Origin of the sequence: Mesorhizobium sp. GbtcB19, assembly GCF_019091085.1 — a bacterium.
Taxonomy (GTDB): Bacteria; Pseudomonadota; Alphaproteobacteria; order Rhizobiales; family Rhizobiaceae; genus Mesorhizobium.
On sequence record NZ_JAGXJY010000002.1, the window covers coordinates 447,613 to 466,071 of the forward strand.

General features: G+C 62.6%; 19 protein-coding genes. 14 read left to right on the top strand and 5 right to left on the bottom strand.

The features are described 5' to 3' along the window. Positions 1-59: 59 nt before the first annotated feature. From KVT37_RS06265 to hflX, 5 genes are all read left to right on the top strand, one after another. Positions 60-2,351 (top strand): PAS domain-containing sensor histidine kinase, encoded by a 2,292-nt coding sequence (locus KVT37_RS06265; protein WP_217570675.1) that lies wholly within the window; start codon positions 60-62, stop codon positions 2,349-2,351. Next, positions 2,341-3,702, top strand: a complete 1,362-nt coding sequence (locus tag KVT37_RS06270; RefSeq protein ID WP_217570677.1) for a sigma-54 dependent transcriptional regulator — start codon at positions 2,341-2,343, stop codon at positions 3,700-3,702. Before KVT37_RS06265 ends, KVT37_RS06270 begins: the two co-directional genes overlap by 11 nt. 138 nt (positions 3,703-3,840) lie before the next feature. Then, positions 3,841-4,704: a D-amino-acid transaminase gene (locus KVT37_RS06275; RefSeq protein ID WP_217570679.1), complete on the top strand. Its 864-nt coding sequence runs from the start codon at positions 3,841-3,843 to the stop codon at positions 4,702-4,704. 142 nt (positions 4,705-4,846) lie between these two features. Next, on the top strand, positions 4,847-5,092 hold the full coding sequence (gene hfq / locus KVT37_RS06280; RefSeq protein WP_006202172.1) for an RNA chaperone Hfq: 246 nt from the start codon (positions 4,847-4,849) through the stop codon (positions 5,090-5,092). Further along, the gene (gene hflX / locus KVT37_RS06285; protein WP_217570681.1) at positions 5,093-6,481 is read left to right on the top strand and encodes a GTPase HflX; all 1,389 of its coding nucleotides are present in this window, start codon (positions 5,093-5,095) and stop codon (positions 6,479-6,481) included. A gap of 7 nt (positions 6,482-6,488) precedes the next feature. Here hflX and mazG read toward each other — a convergent pair whose 3' ends face one another. Both mazG and KVT37_RS06295 read right to left on the bottom strand, forming a co-directional pair. Continuing rightward, positions 6,489-7,313, bottom strand: a complete 825-nt coding sequence (gene mazG, locus KVT37_RS06290; protein ID WP_217570682.1) for a nucleoside triphosphate pyrophosphohydrolase — start codon at positions 7,311-7,313, stop codon at positions 6,489-6,491. Positions 7,314-7,391: 78 nt separating this feature from the next. Continuing rightward, positions 7,392-8,576: an amino acid aminotransferase gene (locus KVT37_RS06295; protein ID WP_217570684.1), complete on the bottom strand. Its 1,185-nt coding sequence runs from the start codon at positions 8,574-8,576 to the stop codon at positions 7,392-7,394. Between the two features lie 128 nt (positions 8,577-8,704). Between KVT37_RS06295 and KVT37_RS06300 the strand changes: the two genes are divergently transcribed. The 5 genes from KVT37_RS06300 to KVT37_RS06320 all read left to right on the top strand — a co-directional run bounded on the left by KVT37_RS06300 (position 8,705) and on the right by KVT37_RS06320 (position 12,216). Further along, positions 8,705-9,223 (top strand): sigma-70 family RNA polymerase sigma factor, encoded by a 519-nt coding sequence (locus tag KVT37_RS06300; protein ID WP_217570686.1) that lies wholly within the window; start codon positions 8,705-8,707, stop codon positions 9,221-9,223. After that, on the top strand, positions 9,220-9,993 hold the full coding sequence (locus KVT37_RS06305; RefSeq protein ID WP_217570688.1) for an anti-sigma factor: 774 nt from the start codon (positions 9,220-9,222) through the stop codon (positions 9,991-9,993). The genes KVT37_RS06300 and KVT37_RS06305 overlap by 4 nt, the downstream gene beginning before the upstream one ends. A gap of 43 nt (positions 9,994-10,036) precedes the next feature. Beyond that, on the top strand, positions 10,037-10,753 hold the full coding sequence (locus tag KVT37_RS06310; protein WP_217570690.1) for a Bax inhibitor-1/YccA family protein: 717 nt from the start codon (positions 10,037-10,039) through the stop codon (positions 10,751-10,753). A gap of 173 nt (positions 10,754-10,926) precedes the next feature. Further along, the gene (locus KVT37_RS06315; protein WP_217570693.1) at positions 10,927-11,802 is read left to right on the top strand and encodes an aldose 1-epimerase family protein; all 876 of its coding nucleotides are present in this window, start codon (positions 10,927-10,929) and stop codon (positions 11,800-11,802) included. A gap of 3 nt (positions 11,803-11,805) precedes the next feature. After that, positions 11,806-12,216: a hypothetical protein gene (locus KVT37_RS06320; RefSeq protein ID WP_217570695.1), complete on the top strand. Its 411-nt coding sequence runs from the start codon at positions 11,806-11,808 to the stop codon at positions 12,214-12,216. Positions 12,217-12,388: 172 nt separating this feature from the next. Here KVT37_RS06320 and KVT37_RS06325 read toward each other — a convergent pair whose 3' ends face one another. Together KVT37_RS06325 and KVT37_RS06330 are read right to left on the bottom strand one after the other, a co-directional pair. Further along, positions 12,389-13,132, bottom strand: a complete 744-nt coding sequence (locus KVT37_RS06325) for an outer membrane protein (protein ID WP_217570697.1) — start codon at positions 13,130-13,132, stop codon at positions 12,389-12,391. A 194-nt stretch (positions 13,133-13,326) separates the two neighbouring features. After that, entirely contained in the window at positions 13,327-14,238 is a 912-nt protein-coding gene (locus KVT37_RS06330) for an agmatinase (RefSeq protein ID WP_217570937.1), read from the bottom strand. Between the two features lie 114 nt (positions 14,239-14,352). Here KVT37_RS06330 and KVT37_RS06335 point away from each other — a divergent pair, with 114 nt between their 5' ends. The 4 genes from KVT37_RS06335 (at position 14,353) to KVT37_RS06350 (ending at position 16,676) form a co-directional block, all read left to right on the top strand. Continuing rightward, the gene (locus tag KVT37_RS06335) at positions 14,353-14,916 is read left to right on the top strand and encodes a lysozyme inhibitor LprI family protein (RefSeq protein WP_217570699.1); all 564 of its coding nucleotides are present in this window, start codon (positions 14,353-14,355) and stop codon (positions 14,914-14,916) included. 46 nt (positions 14,917-14,962) lie between these two features. After that, a complete protein-coding gene (locus tag KVT37_RS06340) occupies positions 14,963-15,289 on the top strand; it encodes a hypothetical protein (protein ID WP_217570701.1) in 327 nt (108 codons plus the stop codon). A gap of 120 nt (positions 15,290-15,409) precedes the next feature. Beyond that, positions 15,410-15,841, top strand: coding sequence for a nucleoside triphosphatase NudI (gene nudI / locus KVT37_RS06345; protein WP_217570703.1), 432 nt, complete (start codon positions 15,410-15,412; stop codon positions 15,839-15,841). A 16-nt stretch (positions 15,842-15,857) separates the two neighbouring features. After that, the gene (locus tag KVT37_RS06350) at positions 15,858-16,676 is read left to right on the top strand and encodes a DUF1835 domain-containing protein (protein ID WP_217570705.1); all 819 of its coding nucleotides are present in this window, start codon (positions 15,858-15,860) and stop codon (positions 16,674-16,676) included. Between the two features lie 574 nt (positions 16,677-17,250). Here the strand turns inward: KVT37_RS06350 and KVT37_RS06355 are convergent. Next, a complete protein-coding gene (locus tag KVT37_RS06355; RefSeq protein WP_217570707.1) occupies positions 17,251-18,180 on the bottom strand; it encodes a hypothetical protein in 930 nt (309 codons plus the stop codon). Positions 18,181-18,459: the final 279 nt, after the last annotated feature.

The window sequence follows — 18,459 nt, forward strand, 5'->3', positions numbered from 1 at the left end:
GCATAATCGCCACAATGCGTTGCATACATCCGACGCAATGACCGACTCTGTACCACGACATGGCAGCTGAGGCTCCAATCCTGAACCAACCGCTTTTCAGCCACACCGGCACGGGTGACGCCCGGCGTTTGCTGGCGCTGCCCGGCGTGGTCGCCATCCTCGGCGCGGTGATCACGGCCGCCATCTCATTTGCGATCCTGGTCGGCGCCACCCCGATCGCGCCGACCGCCGACACGACCTGGGCCCTCATCGCGGCCAATGCCGTTTTCGTCCTGTTCCTGATCGCGCTGATCGCCCGCGAGGTGCGTCGCATCGTCCTGGCGCGGCGCCACGGCAGGGCCGCCTCGCGGTTGCATGTGCGCATCGTCGCAATGTTCGCGCTGGTTGCCGCCATTCCGGCGATCATGGTGGCGATCATCGCCTCGATCACGCTCGACATCGGCCTCGACCGCTGGTTCGAAATGCGCACCAAGACGATCGTCAACTCGTCGCTGTCGATTGCCGACGCCTATGTTCAGGAGAACGCGCGCAACCTGCAGGGCACGACTTTGTCGATGGCCTACGATCTCGATGCTTCGCGCACGCTCTACGGTCTCGACCGCGGCGGTTTCCTCGATTTGCTGAACAAGGAAGCCGTTGGCCGCGGGCTGGCGCACGCCGCCCTGATCAAGCCCGACGGCTCGTTCGTCATGAACGCCAAGACCGATGCCGATTTCGCCATGCCCGAGCCTCCGTCGGGTGCTGTCGACAGCGCGGCCGACGGCAAGCCGGTGCTGATCGAGCCGCGCACCCGCAACATCATGGGCGCCATCATCAAGCTGCGCGAGATCGAAGGGCTATACCTGTACACGATCCGGCTGGTCGATCCCGACGTGATCAAGGCGCGCCAGATAGTCAGGTCCAACACCGACGAATATCGCAATCTCGAGGATAACCGCCGGACCTCGCAGGTAGCCTTTGCGCTGCCTTATCTGTCGCTGACGCTGATCATCACCCTGTCGGCGATCTGGACCGGCATTGCGGTTGCCGACCGGATCGTGCGGCCGATTCGCCAACTGATCGGCGCCGCCGACGAGGTGGCGACCGGCAATCTCGACGTTGCCGTCCCGGTGCGCCAGTCCGATGGCGACGTCGCCTCGCTCGGCGAAACCTTCAACAACATGATCCTGGAGCTCAAATCGCAACGCAACGAGCTGCTCTCGGCCAAGGATCTTATCGACGAGCGCAGGCGTTTCTCCGAGGCGGTGCTGGCCGGCGTCACCGCCGGCGTGATCGGCGTCGACCCTTACGGCATCATCACCATCGTCAACCGCTCGGCCGAAACCATGCTGGCGATTTCGGCGAATGCGGCGCTTGGCCAGAACCTTTCGGCGGTCCTGCCCCTGGTCGGCCGCGTCTTCGAGATCGGGCGGCAGTCCGGCAAGCCGGTCTATCGCGAGCAGGTGACCTTCTTCCGCACCGGCCTGGAGCGCACGTTCAATGTCCAGGTCACTGTCGAGGCCGCAGACGACGGCGAGGAAGAGAAATCCTATGTGGTCACGGTCGACGACATCACCGATCTCGTACAGGCGCAGCGTTCGTCGGCCTGGGCGGACGTGGCGCGGCGCATCGCGCATGAGATCAAGAACCCGCTGACGCCAATCCAGCTGTCGGCCGAGCGCATCAGGCGCCGCTACGGCAAGGTCATCACCGAGGACCGCGAGGTCTTCGACCAGTGCACCGACACCATCATCCGCCAGGTCGAGGACATCGGCCGCATGGTCGATGAATTCTCCGCCTTTGCCCGCATGCCAAAGCCGGAGATGAAGACGATCGATCTGCGTGAATCGCTGCGCGAGGCGTCTTTCCTGGTCGAGGTCAGCCGCTCCGACATCGCCTTCCAGCGCGACTTCGGCAACGAACCGCTGAAGGGCACATTCGACAGCCGCCTGATGGCGCAGGCCTTCGGCAACGTCATTAAGAACGCCGCCGAGGCGATCGACGGACTTGATGCGGAAAATCGTTCGGACGGCACAATCCGGATTCAGGCTGGACGCCAAGATGGCGCCATACGAATCGACGTTATCGACAACGGCAAGGGGCTGCCGCGCGAGAATCGCCAAAGGCTTCTCGAGCCCTATATGACGACGCGGGAGAAGGGCACTGGGCTTGGCCTCGCTATCGTCAAGAAGATCGTGGAAGACCATGGCGGCCGTCTCGAATTGCATGACGCGCCAGCGGATTTCCACGGCGGCCGGGGCGCGATGATCTCGATCATCCTGCCCCCGTCGACGGTCGTAACCGCGCCGCCACGCGGTGAAGGTCGAAGCGAACACGAACGAGAAACTGAAAAGGTCGGTAATGGCGTCTGACATTCTCATCGTCGATGACGAGGAAGACATCCGCGAACTTGTCGCCGGTATCCTGAGCGACGAGGGCCACGAAACCCGCACGGCACATGATGCCGACAGCGCGCTTGCGGCAATTGCCGATCGCGCGCCGCGGCTGATTTTCCTCGACATCTGGCTGCAGGGCTCACGCCTCGACGGCCTGGCACTGCTCGACGAGATCAAGACCATGCATCCGAGCATGCCGGTGGTGATGATTTCCGGTCACGGCAACATCGAAACGGCGGTGTCGGCCATCCGGCGCGGCGCCTACGACTTCATCGAGAAGCCGTTCAAGGCCGATCGCCTGATCCTGATCGCCGAACGCGCGCTGGAAACATCCAAGCTGCGGCGCGAGGTCTCCGACCTCAAGCAGCGCAGCGGCGAGACCTTCGACCTGATCGGCATGTCGTCGGCGATGAGCCAGTTGCGGCAGACGATCGAGCGCGTCGCGCCGACCAACAGCCGCGTCATGATCGTCGGTCCGTCCGGTTCGGGCAAGGAACTGACCGCGCGCGCCATCCATGCGCTGTCGTCGCGCAAGACCGGTCCGTTCGTCACGCTGAGCGCCGCCACCATCACGCCCGAGCGCATGGAGATCGAGCTGTTCGGCACCGAATCGAACGGCACCGAGCGCAAGGTGGGCGCGCTGGAAGAGGCGCATCGCGGTATCCTCTATATCGACGAAGTCGCCGATATGCCGCGCGAAACGCAAAACAAGATCCTGCGCGTGTTGGTCGAGCAGCAATTCGAACGGGTGGGCGGCACCAAGCGCGTCAAGGTCGATGTCCGCATCATTTCCTCGACCTCGCAAAATCTCGAAGCCATGATCGCCGACGGCCGCTTCCGCGAGGACCTCTACCACCGACTGGCGGTGGTTCCGGTCATGGTGCCGGGGCTCGCCGAGCGGCGTGAGGACATTCCCTATCTCGTCGACAATTTCATGAAGCAGATCGCGCGCCAGGCCGGCATCAAGCCGCGCCGCATCGGTGACGATGCGCTGGCGGTGCTGCAGGCCCATAACTGGCCGGGCAACGTTCGCCAGTTGCGCAACAATGTCGAGCGGCTGATGATTCTCGCGCGTGGCGGGGAAGCGGATGCGCCGATCACGGCGGACCTCCTGCCTTCCGAGATCGGCGACGTGATGCCACGCACGCCCAACCAATCGGACCAGCACATCATGGCCCTGCCGTTGCGCGAGGCGCGCGAGCAATTCGAGAAGGACTATTTGATCGCCCAGATCAACCGCTTCGGCGGCAACATCTCGAAGACTGCCGAGTTCATCGGCATGGAGCGCTCGGCGCTGCACCGCAAGCTGAAGTCGCTGGGTGTCTAAGGCGATCCCGGGGGAAGCGCGCGGCGGTTTTCCGCCAGCGATCGCGCGAGAACCCCAGGCTCGACTGGTCCACGCGATTGTTCATTACGGCAGCGGCGGAATCGCCTAAGAAAGCCGGACATTTCCCTGAGGATGCCTATGCCGCGCATTGCCTATGTCAACGGGCGCTATGTCGTCCATGCTCAAGCCAGCGTGCACATCGAAGACCGCGGCTACCAGTTTGCCGACGGCGTCTATGAGGTCTGCGAGGTAGCGCGCGGCCATATCGTCGACATGCCGCGCCATCTCGCCCGGCTCAAGCGCTCGCTGAAGGAGCTGTCGATCGTCTGGCCGGTCTCGGAAGGCGTCCTGCCGATGCTGTTGCGCGAGGTGGTCAATCGCAACGGCGTGGTCAACGGCCTCGTTTATGTGCAGGTGACGCGCGGCGTTGCCAGCCGTGAGTTCGTCTTTCCGGCCGCGGGCACGAGATCGGCCCTGGTCATAACCGCCAGGAAAGCCGATCCGGCCACGGCCGCGAAACGGGCGGAGACCGGCATCAAGGTCATCACGGTCCCGGAAAATCGATGGGACCGGGTCGACATCAAGAGCACGGGCCTCCTGCCCAATGTGCTTGCCAAGCAGAAGGCCAAGGAAGCCGGCGCGCAGGAAGCCTGGTTCGTCGACGCCGACGGCAACGTCAAGGAAGGCGGCTCGTCCAATGCCTGGATCGTCACGAGGGACGGCGTCCTGGTGACCCGTCCGGCCGAGCACGGCATCCTGCGCGGCATCACCCGCACGACGCTTTTCGACGTCGCCGCCAAGCTTGGCCTCAGGATCGAGGAGCGCGGTTTTTCGGTCACTGAGGCCAAGGCAGCCAGGGAAGCGTTCATCAGTTCGGCGACGACAATCGCCATGCCGGTGGTCGAAATCGACGGCGCGCCGATCGCAAATGGCCACCCTGGCTCTATGACACTTTCGTTGCGGCAAGCATTTTTTGACGTTGCGGAAAAAAGTCCAGCCTGATAACCGCACAACTGGAATGAACCTTAACTATCTCGTTCTGCTTGCCATTGTGTTGGCAAGAGGGGGTTTGCGCGCTTGACAGGTGCCGCGTAATTTGGCGCATTGGCCGCAAACCGAAGGGGATCGGCGAAAGACAAGAAAAATGGCGGAACGATCGCAAAACCTTCAGGACCTGTTCCTGAATTCAGTTCGCAAGAGCAAAAACCCACTCACCATCTTCCTCATCAATGGCGTGAAGCTGACCGGCGTGGTCACTTCGTTCGACAATTTTTGTGTGTTGTTGCGGCGTGACGGGCACTCCCAGCTCGTCTACAAGCACGCCATTTCCACGATCATGCCGAGCCAGCCGGTTCAGATGTTCGATGGCGAGGAAAGCCAGGGCGCCTGATTGGCACGTGATAAGGACGCGGACCGCAGCGTTCGCGGAAAACAAGCACATCAACTCGGGCCGGAAGCCAAGGATCCGACCCGAGCTGTTGTCATTGTGCCGGTGCTCACCCGCCAGCCGCGCGGCGACGAGGAACCCAGCCGTCCGCGTTTGACCCGCTCGGCGGATGCCCGCCACGACGAGGCGGTCGGACTTGCCAGCGCCATCGATCTCAATCCGGTCCACACGGCGGTGGTGACGGTGGCCGACCCGCGGCCGGCGACGCTGCTCGGCAGCGGCAAGGTGGCCGAATTCGCCGACATCGTGAAGGAGCGCAAGGCGGAGCTGGTCATCGTCGACCATCCGCTGACGCCGGTGCAGCAGCGCAATCTCGAAAAGGAACTGAACGCCAAGGTGCTCGACCGCACCGGGCTGATCCTCGAGATATTCGGCGAGCGGGCGCGCACCAAGGAAGGCACGCTGCAGGTCGAGCTGGCGCATCTCAACTACCAGAAGGGCCGGCTGGTGCGCAGCTGGACCCACCTCGAGCGGCAACGCGGCGGCGCCGGCTTCCTCGGCGGCCCCGGCGAAACGCAGATCGAGTCCGATCGCCGCATCCTGCAGGACAAGATCACCAAGCTGAAGCACGAGCTGGAAACGGTGCGGCGCACGCGCGACCTGCACCGCGCCAAGCGCAAGAAGGTGCCGTTCCCGGTTGTGGCGATCGTCGGCTACACCAATGCCGGCAAGTCGACGCTGTTCAATCGGCTGACCGGGGCAGGGGTGCTGGCCGAGGACATGCTGTTCGCGACGCTCGACCCCACGCTGCGGCGCGTGCGGTTGCCGCACGGCACGCCGGTCATCCTGTCGGACACGGTGGGCTTCATCTCCGACCTGCCGACGCATCTGGTCGCCGCCTTCCGGGCGACGCTGGAAGAGGTCGTCGAGGCCGATCTGGTGCTGCATCTGCGCGACATCTCCGATCCCGACACGGCGGCCCAGGCGGAAGATGTCGAGCGCATCCTCGCCGATCTCGGCGTCGACGCCTCCGACGGCAACCGCGTGGTCGAGGTCTGGAACAAGATCGACCTGCTCGACGAAGGCAATCGGGAGCGGTTGCTTGCCGAAGGCGCAGGCGGCAAGGCGCCGCCGATCGCCATATCAGCGGTGACTGGTGAAGGGCTGGACACGCTGAAAGCGCTCATCGAGACGCGCGTGTCGGGCGAGCTGGAGACGATGACGGTGACGTTGAGCCCGGCCCAGCTCGGCCAGGTCGACTGGCTCTACCGCAACGGCGATGTCGTTTCGCGCAGCGACAATGAGGACGGCAGCGTCACGCTCTCGCTGACGGCCACGCACAGCGCAAGACAGGAAATCGAGAACCGCCTGCATCGCAAGAACGGCAGCTAAACGGCTGTTATTTTGCGCTTTTGGCCTGCTGCCAGAGCGCTTCCATCTCGTCGAGTGTTGCCTTCTCCAGCGAGCCGCCCGAAGCCTCCAGGGCTTGCTCGACATAGTGGAACCGCGAGCGGAATTTCTCATTGGTGCCGTTGAGCGCCGCTTCGGCATCGAGCTTGAGGTGGCGGCCAAGGTTGACGACGGCAAACAGCATGTCGCCAAACTCGTCCTTGATCGGTCCGGTATCGCCCCCGGCGAGCGCCTCGCGCAATTCGCCGATCTCTTCCTCTATCTTGTCGAGGATCGGCGCTGCCTCGCTCCAGTCGAAGCCGACACGTGCTGCTTTTTCCTGCAATTTCAGCGCACGCGTCAGGGCAGGGAGCGCGACCGGCACGCTGTCGAGATAGCCTTTGCCGTGATCCTCGGGATCGAGCCCGCGCGCGATGCGGGCGTCGCGCTTCTCGGCCTTTTCGGTCGCCTTGATCTTCTCCCACATGCCCTTGGCCATGCCGGCGCTGCGTGCCTTTTCGTCGCCGAAGACATGCGGATGGCGGCGGATCATTTTTGTGGTGATGGCTTCGACGACATCGCCGAAAGCGAACTCGCCGATCTCCTCAGCCATCTGCGCGTGATAGACGACCTGCAGCAAAAGGTCGCCGAGTTCCTCGCGCAGATCATCGAAGTCGCCGCGTGCGATCGCATCCGCCACCTCATAGGCTTCCTCGATCGTATAGGGCGCGATGGTCGAAAAATTCTGTTCGACATCCCAGGGGCAGCCGGTCATCGGCGCCCTGAGCGCCGCCATGATCTCGATCAGCCGGGAAATGTCCTTGGAGGGCTTCATGGGTCGAGCCTATCCCGCGGCCATTGTCCGACCAATCCTGGTCGGACGCTGAAACGAGTTGTCCACAGCAGTTGGATCTCAGTCGAGCACCGAGACGACCGCCTTGGCGAGGTCGTCCATGCCGTCCTCCGGCAGGCCGGCCACGTTGATGCGGCTGTCGCCGACCATGTAGACGGCGTGCTCGGTGCGCAGGCGTTCGACTTGCGTCTCGGTCAGCCCAAGCCTCGAAAACATGCCGCGATGGTTGGCGACGAAATCGAAGCGGTCGGAGTTCGACTGCCGCCGGAGCGCGTCGGCGAAGGCGACGCGCAGGCGAAGCATGCGCAGGCGCATCTCTTCGAGCTCCGTCTCCCAGTCCTTCCTGAGGCTGGCATCTTCCAGCACCATGCGCACGGCGGCCGCGCCGTGATCCGGCGGCATCGAATAGAGCGCCCGCGCGGCCGCCAGCATCTGGCTCATCGCCACATCCGCCTGCGCGCCGTCCTTGGCCAGGATCATCGCGGCACCCACGCGGTCGCGATAGACGGCGAAATTCTTCGAGCAGCTCGAGGCGACGACCATTTCCGGCACCCTGTCGGCCAGCAGCCGCAGACCGGCGGCGTCGGCGTCCAGGCCCTCGCCAAAGCCCTGATAGGCGATGTCGACGAAAGGCAGCAGGCCACGCTCCAAAAGCACTTCGGCGACCTTGGCCCACTGCGTGGCATCGAGGTTGGCGCCGGTCGGGTTGTGGCAGCAGCCATGCAGCAGCACGACGTCGCCGGCGTTGGCCGTCCTGAGCGCCGCCAGCATTTCGTCGAAACGCACGGCGCCCGAAGCGGCGTCGAAATAGGGATAGTCGCGAACCTGGAGACCGGCGGCGCGCATCACCGGCAGATGGTTCGGCCAGGTCGGGTCGGACAACCAGACGGTGGCTCCTGCGCGCGTGCGCTGCAGAAGCTCGGCGACTAGCCTAAGTGCGCCCGAGCCGCCCGGCGCCTGGGCTGCGCGGATGCGCGAATGGTCGGCCTTCTCGCCGAAGGCAAGCTTGATCATAGCGGCGTTGAAGCCCGTATCGCCGGCAAGGCCGAGATAGGTTTTTGTGTCCTGGCTCGCCAGTAGCCGCTTCTCGGCCTCGCGCACGGCGCGCATCACCGGCGTCCTGCCGTCGATGTCCTTGTAGACGCCGACGCCGAGGTCGACTTTGTCGGGCCTTGGGTCGTTACGGTAAAGGCCGATCAGGGCCAGGATCTTGTCGGCGGGAGCTGGCTGCAGGGTCTCGAACATCGATAACACTCCAATGGCGGCGGAGTGATACGCAAATCGATGCCCTCGCGCCAGCGACGCGTAAAAGAAAATGCCCTGCCGGGGATTAAAACCTTGCCCTGCTCCGTAAACAGGGCATGAAACGGTCGATGGCACGCTTCGATATTGTCGGGCAGTTGGGGTCGCTGCGGCGCTACGCGCGCTCGCTGACGCGCGACGGCGCCGACGCCGAGGATCTCGTCCATGACGCACTGGTGCGCGCCTATGAGCGGCGCGCGACCTTTCGCTCGGGCGGCAATCTGCGCGCCTGGCTGCTGGCGATCGCCCACAACATCTTCATCGACCGCATGCGCTCGCGCCGCTCCGAGGCGGCGCGCATCGAACAGGCCGGCCTTGTCGCCGACCAGAGCATGCCGGCCTCGCAGGACCACTCGGTGCGCCTGTCGCAGGTCCGGGAGGCGTTTCTTTCGCTGCCGGAGGAACAGCGCTCCGCCCTGCATCTCGTCGCCATCGAGGGGCTTTCCTACCAGCAGGCCGCCGAAGTCATCGGCGTGCCGCTCGGAACCTTGATGTCGCGCATCGGCCGCGCGCGTGCCGCGCTGCGCGAGATGGAGGAGGGCGCGCCAAAAGCCAAGCCTCATCTCAGGATCGTGGGAGAGGATCAATGACCGCTATTGTCGACCCCGTGACCGATGCCGACCTTGACGCCTATGTCGACGATCAGCTGGATGTCGCCCGCCGCATCGAGGTCGAGGCGCACCTCGCCGCGCGTCCGGAAACGGCGGCGCGTGTGATGTCCGACCTCAGGACGCGCGACGAACTGCGCGTCGCGCTTGCCGGCCCTGTCGGCATGGCGCGCCCAGCCACCACCGAAGCGGCGCGGCGGCTGGAAAGGGCACTCGCCAGGGGGCGTATGCTTGCCGTGCTGCAGCGTGCCGCTGCCGCGGCCGTACTTGTCGCGGCGGGTTGGCTGGCCAACGGCATTTTCGGGCCGATCGCGGTGACCAAGGTGGTCGCTTCGACGCAGCCGCCGGCCTATGTCGAGGATGCGGTCCGGGCGCACCGGACGACTTTGGTGCGCGAGACGATGCCGTCGCAGCGGGAAGCGCCGGGCTACAATGCCGACGAGATCCGCTCCGCGACCGCGATCGTCATGCCCTCGCTGCCCGACGACTGGAAGATCCGCGACGTCCAAATCTACCCCTCGCAGTTCGGGCCGAGCGTCGAGGTGGCGGTCGAGACCAGGGACCTCGGCCTTGTCTCGCTGTTCGCCATCCGGCCGGGCACGTTCGATGTGGTGAAGCCGACGATCGCGCCCTCCGATGACATCTCAACTGCGTATTTCCAGATCGGCGAGGTTGCCTATGCGGTGGTCGGCCGCGGCGACGCCGGCAATCTCGACCGGGCCGCCGAAAAGCTGGCCAAAACGCTCTACTGAAAACCAACTCTCTAACTGAGAATTTCCAACGAAGGAGAACCAAATGAACAGCCCCAATCTGGGATACCGAATGGGCGCCGGCGCCCAGGCCGGAGCCGTCTACGACGAGGGGCTGCGCAAGCACATGCTGCGCGTCTACAATTACATGGGCCTCGGTCTCGTCGTCACCGGCCTCGTCGCCTTTTTCGTGGCTTCGACACCGGCGCTCTATGTGCCGATCTTCTCCAGCCCGCTGAAATGGGTGGTGATGCTGGCGCCGCTCGCCTTCGTCATGATCTTCTCGTTCAAGATGCAGACCATGTCGGCGTCGAGCGCGCAGGCGATGTTCTGGGCTTTCTGCGCCGTCATGGGCCTGTCGCTCGCATCGGTGTTCCTGGTCTTCACCTCGACCAGCATCGCGCGCACCTTCTTCATCGCCGCCACCATGTTCGGCGCCACCAGCCTTTACGGCTACACGACAAGGCGTGACCTGACGCAGTTCTCGTCCTTCCTGATCATGGGCCTGATCGGCGTGGTGATCGCCAGCCTGGTCAACCTGTTCCTCGGCTCGACCGCGCTGCAGTTCGCCATCTCGGTGATCGGCATTGCCGTCTTCGTCGGCCTCACCGCCTGGGACACGCAGACCATCAAGGAGCAGTATGCCGAGAACTTCGACGCGGAATCGCAGCAGAAGCTTGCCGTCTTCGGCGCCTTCTCGCTCTATCTGAACTTCATCAACATCTTCCAGCTGCTCTTGAATTTCACCGGCGAGCGCGAATAGCCGGACCGTAGCGGGCAACACTGCTGACCTCGGCTGGCCGGAGGGAAACCTCCGGCCTTTTTGTATTGGGCTCCGCCACCAAAAAGCGTGGCAGACTGCATGACAGCCGCTCTTGAGTTCTCGCTCCGCCTTTTGCTAGCCTGTCATCCACACCGGCCAGCCGCGAGGACGTAATGGAACAGCTGACGCTTCACGCTGACGGCATTTCGGCGACCATCGTCGGGCAGGGGGCTGAACTGGTCTCGCTGCGCGACGCCGACGGCATCGAGCTTCTGTGGCAGGCAGGTCCCGCCTGGCGCCGTCACTCGCCGGTCTTGTTTCCGATCGTTGGCCGGCTGAAGGGCGATCAATTGCGGCATCGCGGCCAAAGCTACCCGATGACGCAGCATGGCTTTGCCCGCGACCGGCGTTTTACCTGGGCGGAGCACGGGCCGACCTCCTGCACATTGGTCCTGACCGATGACGCCGAAACGCGGACGCGCTACCCGTTCGCCTTTCGCCTGGCCATCGGCTACGACCTGAAACCCCGGCAACTCGGCGTGACCTTCGAGATCACCAACACCGGCGACGAACCGCTGCCGGCCTCGGTCGGCGCGCATCCGGCGTTCAACTGGCCGCTGCTGCCGGAACTGCCCAAGGAAGCCTATCGGCTCACCTTCGCCGACGATGAGCCGGCGCCGGTCCGGCGCCTGAAGGACGGTCTGCTCCTGCCGGTCCCGCAACCGACCCCCATCGAGGGAAGGACGCTGGCGCTTTCCGAAAAACTGTTCGACGACGACGCCGTCATCCTCGACCGGCCGGCCAGCGCCAGCGTGCGCTATGCCGCAAGCCAAGGGCCGGCGATCGAGATGTCGTGGCAGGGTTTCAACGAGCTCGGCATCTGGTCCAAGCCCGGCGGCGCGCCGTTCCTGTGCATCGAGCCCTGGTATGGCATCGCCAGTCCCGTCGATTTCGACGCCGAGTTCGCCGATAAACCGGGTGTCATGCTGATCGAGCCGGGCGCCCGGCGGGTGCTGGGCTACCGGATCGGCCTCAGCCAGGAACCGTAAGGCATGGCATATGCCATCAAGGCCGAGATCAAGGACCCGCAAGCGGAGACGTTCAATTTCGCTGCCCAGAAGACCATGTATGGCGGCAAGCATATCGCCGAAGGTGATGTCGTCTTCCTCTTCGCCAGCGAGAACGAAGGCGGGCAGGGGCTTGTCGCGCGGGGCGTGGTGACATCATCTCAGTCCATCCCGAAGCGCGCCGATCTCGAACGGCAAACGCCGCGCGTCAGCATTGCCGTCCGTCGCACCGCCCGGGTGACGAAGCGGCTGGGTCGTGATGAACTCAAGCGCTTCAAGGATTGGAAGGACGGCCGGCCCGAGACCGAGCTCAACTTCAAATTCTACCGCCAGGCGACGAACAAGATCGTTGGCATCTCCGACGCGGCGGCGGCGTTTCTCGAAGGTTTCTTCTAGAGCAATTCCAGGAAAAGTGCGTAGCGGTTTTCCGTCCGGAATTGCGCAGAACAAAGACTTGGAGCGGTTCGCCGTTTCCGTGAAACGGTGAAACGCTCTAGGGCCGCTTTGTCTGCCGAAAAAGAAAGCCCGGCGCGAGGCCAGGCCAATCCAGATCGAGGCTGTCGACGGCTCAGTTGGAGAACTTGTAGCTCAGCCGCGCCATGACGACATCGGCCCGGGCTTTGACCTTGTATGTCTCGGGATTGGCTCCCGTCGAACCGTCGTCGAACACATTGGGGCCCGTGCTGGTCTTGGAGCCGAGATCGATATGCGTGTAGTCCACGCCGAGGCTGATCTTGTCGGTGAGGGCGTAGTCTATGCCCGCGCCGATCGCGTAGCCATTGTGCCAGTCATTCTGCTCGTAAGTGACAAGGGCTTCGTTGTCTCGTGCCTTGAAGCCGACTTCACCACCGGCATAGCCGCCCTTGGCATAGATCAGGACGCGGTCGAAGGCATAGCCGATCCGGCCGACCACCGTCGCGTAATGCTGGATTCGGCCAGTCTCGGTGTCGCTGTCCGGGAAGTATGGGCTGACGATGGTCTTTCTGATCCCCGTCGCCGTCCAAGAGGCTTCACCGCCCAGCACGAATTGGTTCCACTGATACTGGGCGCCGACATGCACGCCGCCCGCTATGTTCGTATCGCTGAAATCGAAACCCTCGGTTCCCGCGGGAACCAGATCCGTAAAGAAGCCGCCGTTCGGTTGCGTGACGTCGGTGGCTTTTATGTCGCCATTGGCGACGCCGATATGCGCGCCCGCATAAAACGCGCTCCAGTCATAAGTCGATCCGGCAACCGGGCCAGCCATATCCGCGGCCGAAGCGGCGGTCGCGCTAAACCCAGCCAGCGCGGCAATTGCGATAAGTCTCTTCACTGAATTCCTCCGATCCACCCAAATCCCATCGGGAACTTAAGCATAATCGAATATTTGAAAATAAGTGTGATGATTTAGCCGCACTGTCTAAAAAATCGCAGACTCTATGCAGGCATCAAACGAAACAGTAGGTGCTAATATAATTGGTGCACCGGACTTGGCCGAATGATGAAAATGAGAAGTTAGCCGAGCTTCTAAATCTGCCGGACAATGGTGCCGATCGCGTTGACGACAAGCCGCGAAGCGGTGAGGGCGGAGAGACCGTCAATGTCGGCGGGTGGATAGAACTCGACAAGGTCGAATCCCGCGATCCTCGCTCGCTTGCCGAGGCCAGCGATCAGATCGATTGTCTGCGTGTAAGTGAGGCCGCCGGGCGTGCGCGCCGCCACGCCCGGCATGATCGACGGATCGAGGCTGTCGCAATCGAGGGTGACGACGACGCGCGCTCCCTCTGGAACATGCCGAAGAGCGGCGCCGACGCCGTGCGCATGAACCTCGCGTGCTGTGACGAAGCGGCTGCCATAGCGCCGCGCCGCCTCGATTTCGGCGAGGCGTGCGCTGCCGACGCTGCGCAGGCCGACCTGCACCATGCCGGCTACGTGTGGCATCTCGCTTGCCCGCCGCATCGGGCTCGAATAGCCGTGGCGTTCGCCATGCACCTTGTCGCGCCAGTCGATATGCGCGTCGATCTGCAGGATCCAGATTGGTCCGTGACCGGCAAAGCCGGCAAGGAACGGAATGACGACGGAATCATCGCCGCCGAGCAGGATCGGCACGGCCGGCAGCGACAGAATCTCACGTGTTTTCGCCTCGATGCGGGCCCGGTTGCCGGCGTTGTCATGCATGACGGTCGAGACATCGCCGGCGTCGACGCAACAGTCGTGCTTACCGTCGAACAGTGGGCCGCCGAGATCGAAATCCCAGTGCCCGACGAGCGGGGCATCCTCCTGGCTTGCGGCCCGGATGGCGCCGGCAGCCAGGACATAGCCGCCGCTGTCCTTGCCCAGATAGGTGGTGCCGTGACCGGCGCCGAAGATCACGGCGCGGGGCAGGCGCCCGTCGGCAAGGCGATCGGGAAAGCCGAGGAAAGCAGGCCTGGCGTTCACTTCCGTATCCTTCATTGTGTTGTGTCCCACAGATGGAACGGTTTGGGGCAGGGTAGTTGCTTCAGCGCGGAGTTTTGCGACAATTCGAGTCTCGGGCGACAAAATGGGGCTACAATGATGAAAAGTATTCTGATGTTGGCGGGCTGCGGTCTGCTCCTTACCACTCTATCGCCCGCGGCGGCCGAAGAGAAAGTCCGCGCTTCGGACAAGGCAGCACTTGCGGAATGCCTGAAATATGTCGGCGATTTTCCGGGCGACGTTCCCGGAGTGAACGATACGCCCACGCCCGCCATCCATATAGACAACGCCATCAAGCTCGCCGGACACGAGCCTGCCTCGTGCATCAACTACGTGACCGAGTTGTGCTCCTTCGAGAGCGACGACGGCCGCTCACAGCTCGGATTGATCGATTGCGCCAACCGCGAAGTCGCCGTGTGGGAGGACCGTCTCAACACGACGTATGCGGCGCTGATGGCCAAGGCCGCGCCCAAGGCACGGGACGGCTATCGCAAGATGCAGCGCAGCTGGATCGCCTACCGTGACGCGCGATGCAAGGCGGAAGCATCCGCCGAGACCGTCAACATCGATCGTCAAAGCAACATCACCGTCAGTTGCGCGCTCGACGCGACGGCCAGGCAGGCGCTGATCCTCGATGATGAGCTGTCGGATCTGCAGTGATCGGGGCGGCGATGGACATTCGAAGGCTATATCGTTTTCCGGAGGTATGATGCCAAAGTTCTCGTGGCGGGCAGGGCTCGTTTGCGGCCTGTGCGCGACGCCTGTGGCCCTGCTGCTGGCGCTCTTCTCTGCCGGTTCCGGGCATGGCGACTATGTACTGGCGCGCGCGCTCTATCCGATACCCATGCTGACGACGCTGTTGACCGACAACACCATCACCGGCCTGTCTGTGGTGATGGCTCTGACACAGTTTCCTGCCTATGGAGCACTCGTTGCTCCAGGCGGTCGCACCAGATGGCTGGCGCTTGGCCTCGTGCATGTCGTTGCAGTCGCGGCTGCCTTCAGCGGGGTTCTCGACTATTTCGAGGCGTAGTGGCAACGCGGCCGATGCTGCCATGCGATGAAGAAGACCTGACTGGAGCAGGCAGGGCAGGTCGCCTTGGGCCGGTGAGCTTGCTAGAGTGGGTGATCGTCGGAATTCGGGGAGCCCGTGATGAAGCAGAGGACCATCGTCTGTCCGCTTATCGAGAATGATGGTGCCTATCTGCTTTGCAAAATGCCGAGCGACCGCGGGGTTTTTCCCGGGCAATGGGCTTTGTCCGGCGGGGGAATGGAAGCCGGCGAGAGAATCGAGGAGGCGCTTCGCCGGGAGATCCGTGAGGAGCTTGGCGACAAGCTCGAGATCGCGCAGGTAACCCCTTGGACATTTCGCGACGATGTCCGCGTCAAGACCTACGCGGATGGATCGACCGAGGAAATCTATATGATCTACCTCATCTTCGACTGCCGCGCCGCAAACCGGGCAGTTGAGCTCAACGATGAATTCGAGGCTCATGCCTGGGTCCCGGCAGGCGAATTCGGTTCCTATGACCTGAACGCCGCGACACGGATAACTTTGGCGGCAAAGGGCCTGATCCAAGCCTGAACCATGGTGCCTGCGGATGACGAAGCCTCAAAAACCTGTTGTTCACGTGGTCTTCAACATGTCGGCTGCCGGCAGCCTGCGCCAGGCTCTCGCTGACATAGGCCTGAGGGAAACCGTCATCGGCCTGCCAGACGACTTCAGCTTTGGACCCATCGACCCTCCTTCGGCCGATCTTCGCGCCCAGTGGATGGAAGACATATTGGGCTTCGAAAAGCGTCCGGACCTCGAACAAGAGGCCGATCTTTTCTGGAGCCGCGCAACGGACAGGGACATCGCCCCAGTCGCATGGGTATGTCGGCAAAACGCGATGGAGTTTGCCGGCTTCCTCGAGTTCGTTTGGCGGATCGGCGATCATCCGTTCCGAGTGGTCGACATAACCGAGGTCGAATTCGCTCCCAGGCCCGATCGTTCGGAGTCTACGACCTGGCGAGCAGGATCGTTTGGGCTTGTGCCGTCAGACAGCATTGTCAGAGCACGGCTCTTGGAACGTCAGACGACCTTGACCGGCCAGGAGCTGCAGGCTTACCGCGATTTATGGAAAAAGCTTCGTGCCGAGAACGCAGCTTTTCGCGTGGTGTCGGACCTTGGCCTGCATTCAGAGCCGATCACGTATTTCGATAGAGCGGTGGCGTCACAAGTGACAGATGATTGGCAGAAGTGCAGTCACGTGGTCGGCAAAATCCTCGTCGCTCTCTGGGACGATGGCACATACTGCGGAGATCTCACCCTCTGGTCGCGGGTCCGGGCGCTTTCGGATGAAGGCGTGTTTGAAATGGAAGGTGACGGCGTGCGGATGCGCAACAGCTCCGTGCGGCTGGCGAGCAGGGCTTTGTGACATCGCGCTTTCGGCATCTCCGCGCCATATGAGAAAAAGTCGCATAAGATAGACTATGCTCTTTCGCTGCGAAACTTTTGCGAACGGGAATAGGACTTCCCGTTGCTTGTCTCATCTGATTTGCGGACTTGCGTCAACTGGTCCAGTCACAAGTATGTGAATAGTCCACAAGGGATTAAAAATCAGCCGCACCACGGGACAAAGCGTTTTCCCGACCCTTTTCCGCCCGAGGGGCGATTAGACCGAGGCCGCGCCTTGCAGTGAGGCCGTTTGTCGTCACGCACCGAGGGTGAAAGCTTAGCTTGAGACGTTGCGGCCTTTTGTAGCGGCTTGGAATTGGCCTCGGAGATTTTGAGCCGGGAGACATTGCGCCTCCCACTTTCGTTTGGCGCTGCGAGCCCAGCCGCGCGGCGGCTGTCGTGCGCTGACACCAGCGCACGGCGGCGGCTTTCGCCGCGCTCTATTTGGCGACGGATCGCTTGTTCGGCCCGTAGCCGCTTCTGCTCAGGAAGGGCAGGGAGCTGGGCCATGCGACCGCGCAGACTTGCCGACGCCGAGGCGCGGGCAGAGTGACCTATTTGCCGCGACGACCTTTCGACAACGGGCCGCCCGTTGATACGTCGCGAGGTAGACCGTTCGGATACAGACCGGGCAGAACTATTCGCCCGTTCCGAACGGCGTTCCCGGCTTTGCCTAGCTTTTCGTGCCATACCAAGTCCCCTGTAGAGTTGCGATAGAACCACAGCCGACCAAGCGGCGTGTCCGAAAAATACGCGTTAACCGTATCGCTGTAAACCGGCTCAGAGCCGTATGGCGGGGGAAATTCTGGTTTAGGCACTCGCCCAGCAAACCTTTCTTTGCCAAGGTCAGGAGGCGTTCTGGCAGCATCCCGATCAAGGTAATACTCGACCAGATCGGACCACGGCCATTTGTCATGTCCGTGCTTTTCACGCCAGAGCCGCACGAAGCTTCCGACGAAGTGAGAAGCACTAAACGATTGCGTCGGCAATCGGAAAGTCTCTGGAAGCCCCGTTTTTTTGTTGATGACATCGGGGAAGCTATAGCTCAATTCTTTCGGAGAAAGCCCGGCATCAACATATTTCGCAGCCAACATTTCAAAGTACTTTGCGCCGAGGGCAGGGCGCTTTGACAGCGCAAATTTGGCTTGCTTTTCTAGCGCGCCTTTATCCTTCTGCACGTATTTAACGCAGTAACGGATAGCTTGTGTGGAGACTTCTTCCCATTGAGAGAAGCCATGCCTCCACATTTTATGGTTGATCCGAGTATTCAACTCGACCTCGGGCAGCTTGCCCTTTTCATAAAACAGTAACACGTGCCAGTGAGCGCGGCCCTTTTCGGAGCCGTATTCGCCAACGGCGAGATATCGAACGGAGGCCTTGCGGCGTACTTCGACCAACCAGCGTTGCACGTGTTCATAAGTCAGGAACTGCGCGGCAGGATGATCACCGCCACCATAGGTGAGGGTGACGAACCGACTTGCCATGGCAGTTCGACTTTCGGCAATGCAGCGACCAACCCAATCTTGGGATTTCTGCTTGAGGCATTGCCAACATTTACGACACCCCAATTCGGTGCCGTCGTCCAGGCGGATCGGAGAGCCGCACATTACCGACCACCCGATTTGGGGTGTTGAGTAACTGCATTAGACGACAAGGGTGCAGGAGCGGGCGCGCGCGAATAGGGATATTCGCGCGGCCCGTCAAGCCTAGCCGCAAGCCGGTTTCCTACAGCCCACTTTGAATGGAGCGGAAACCGGCTTGCT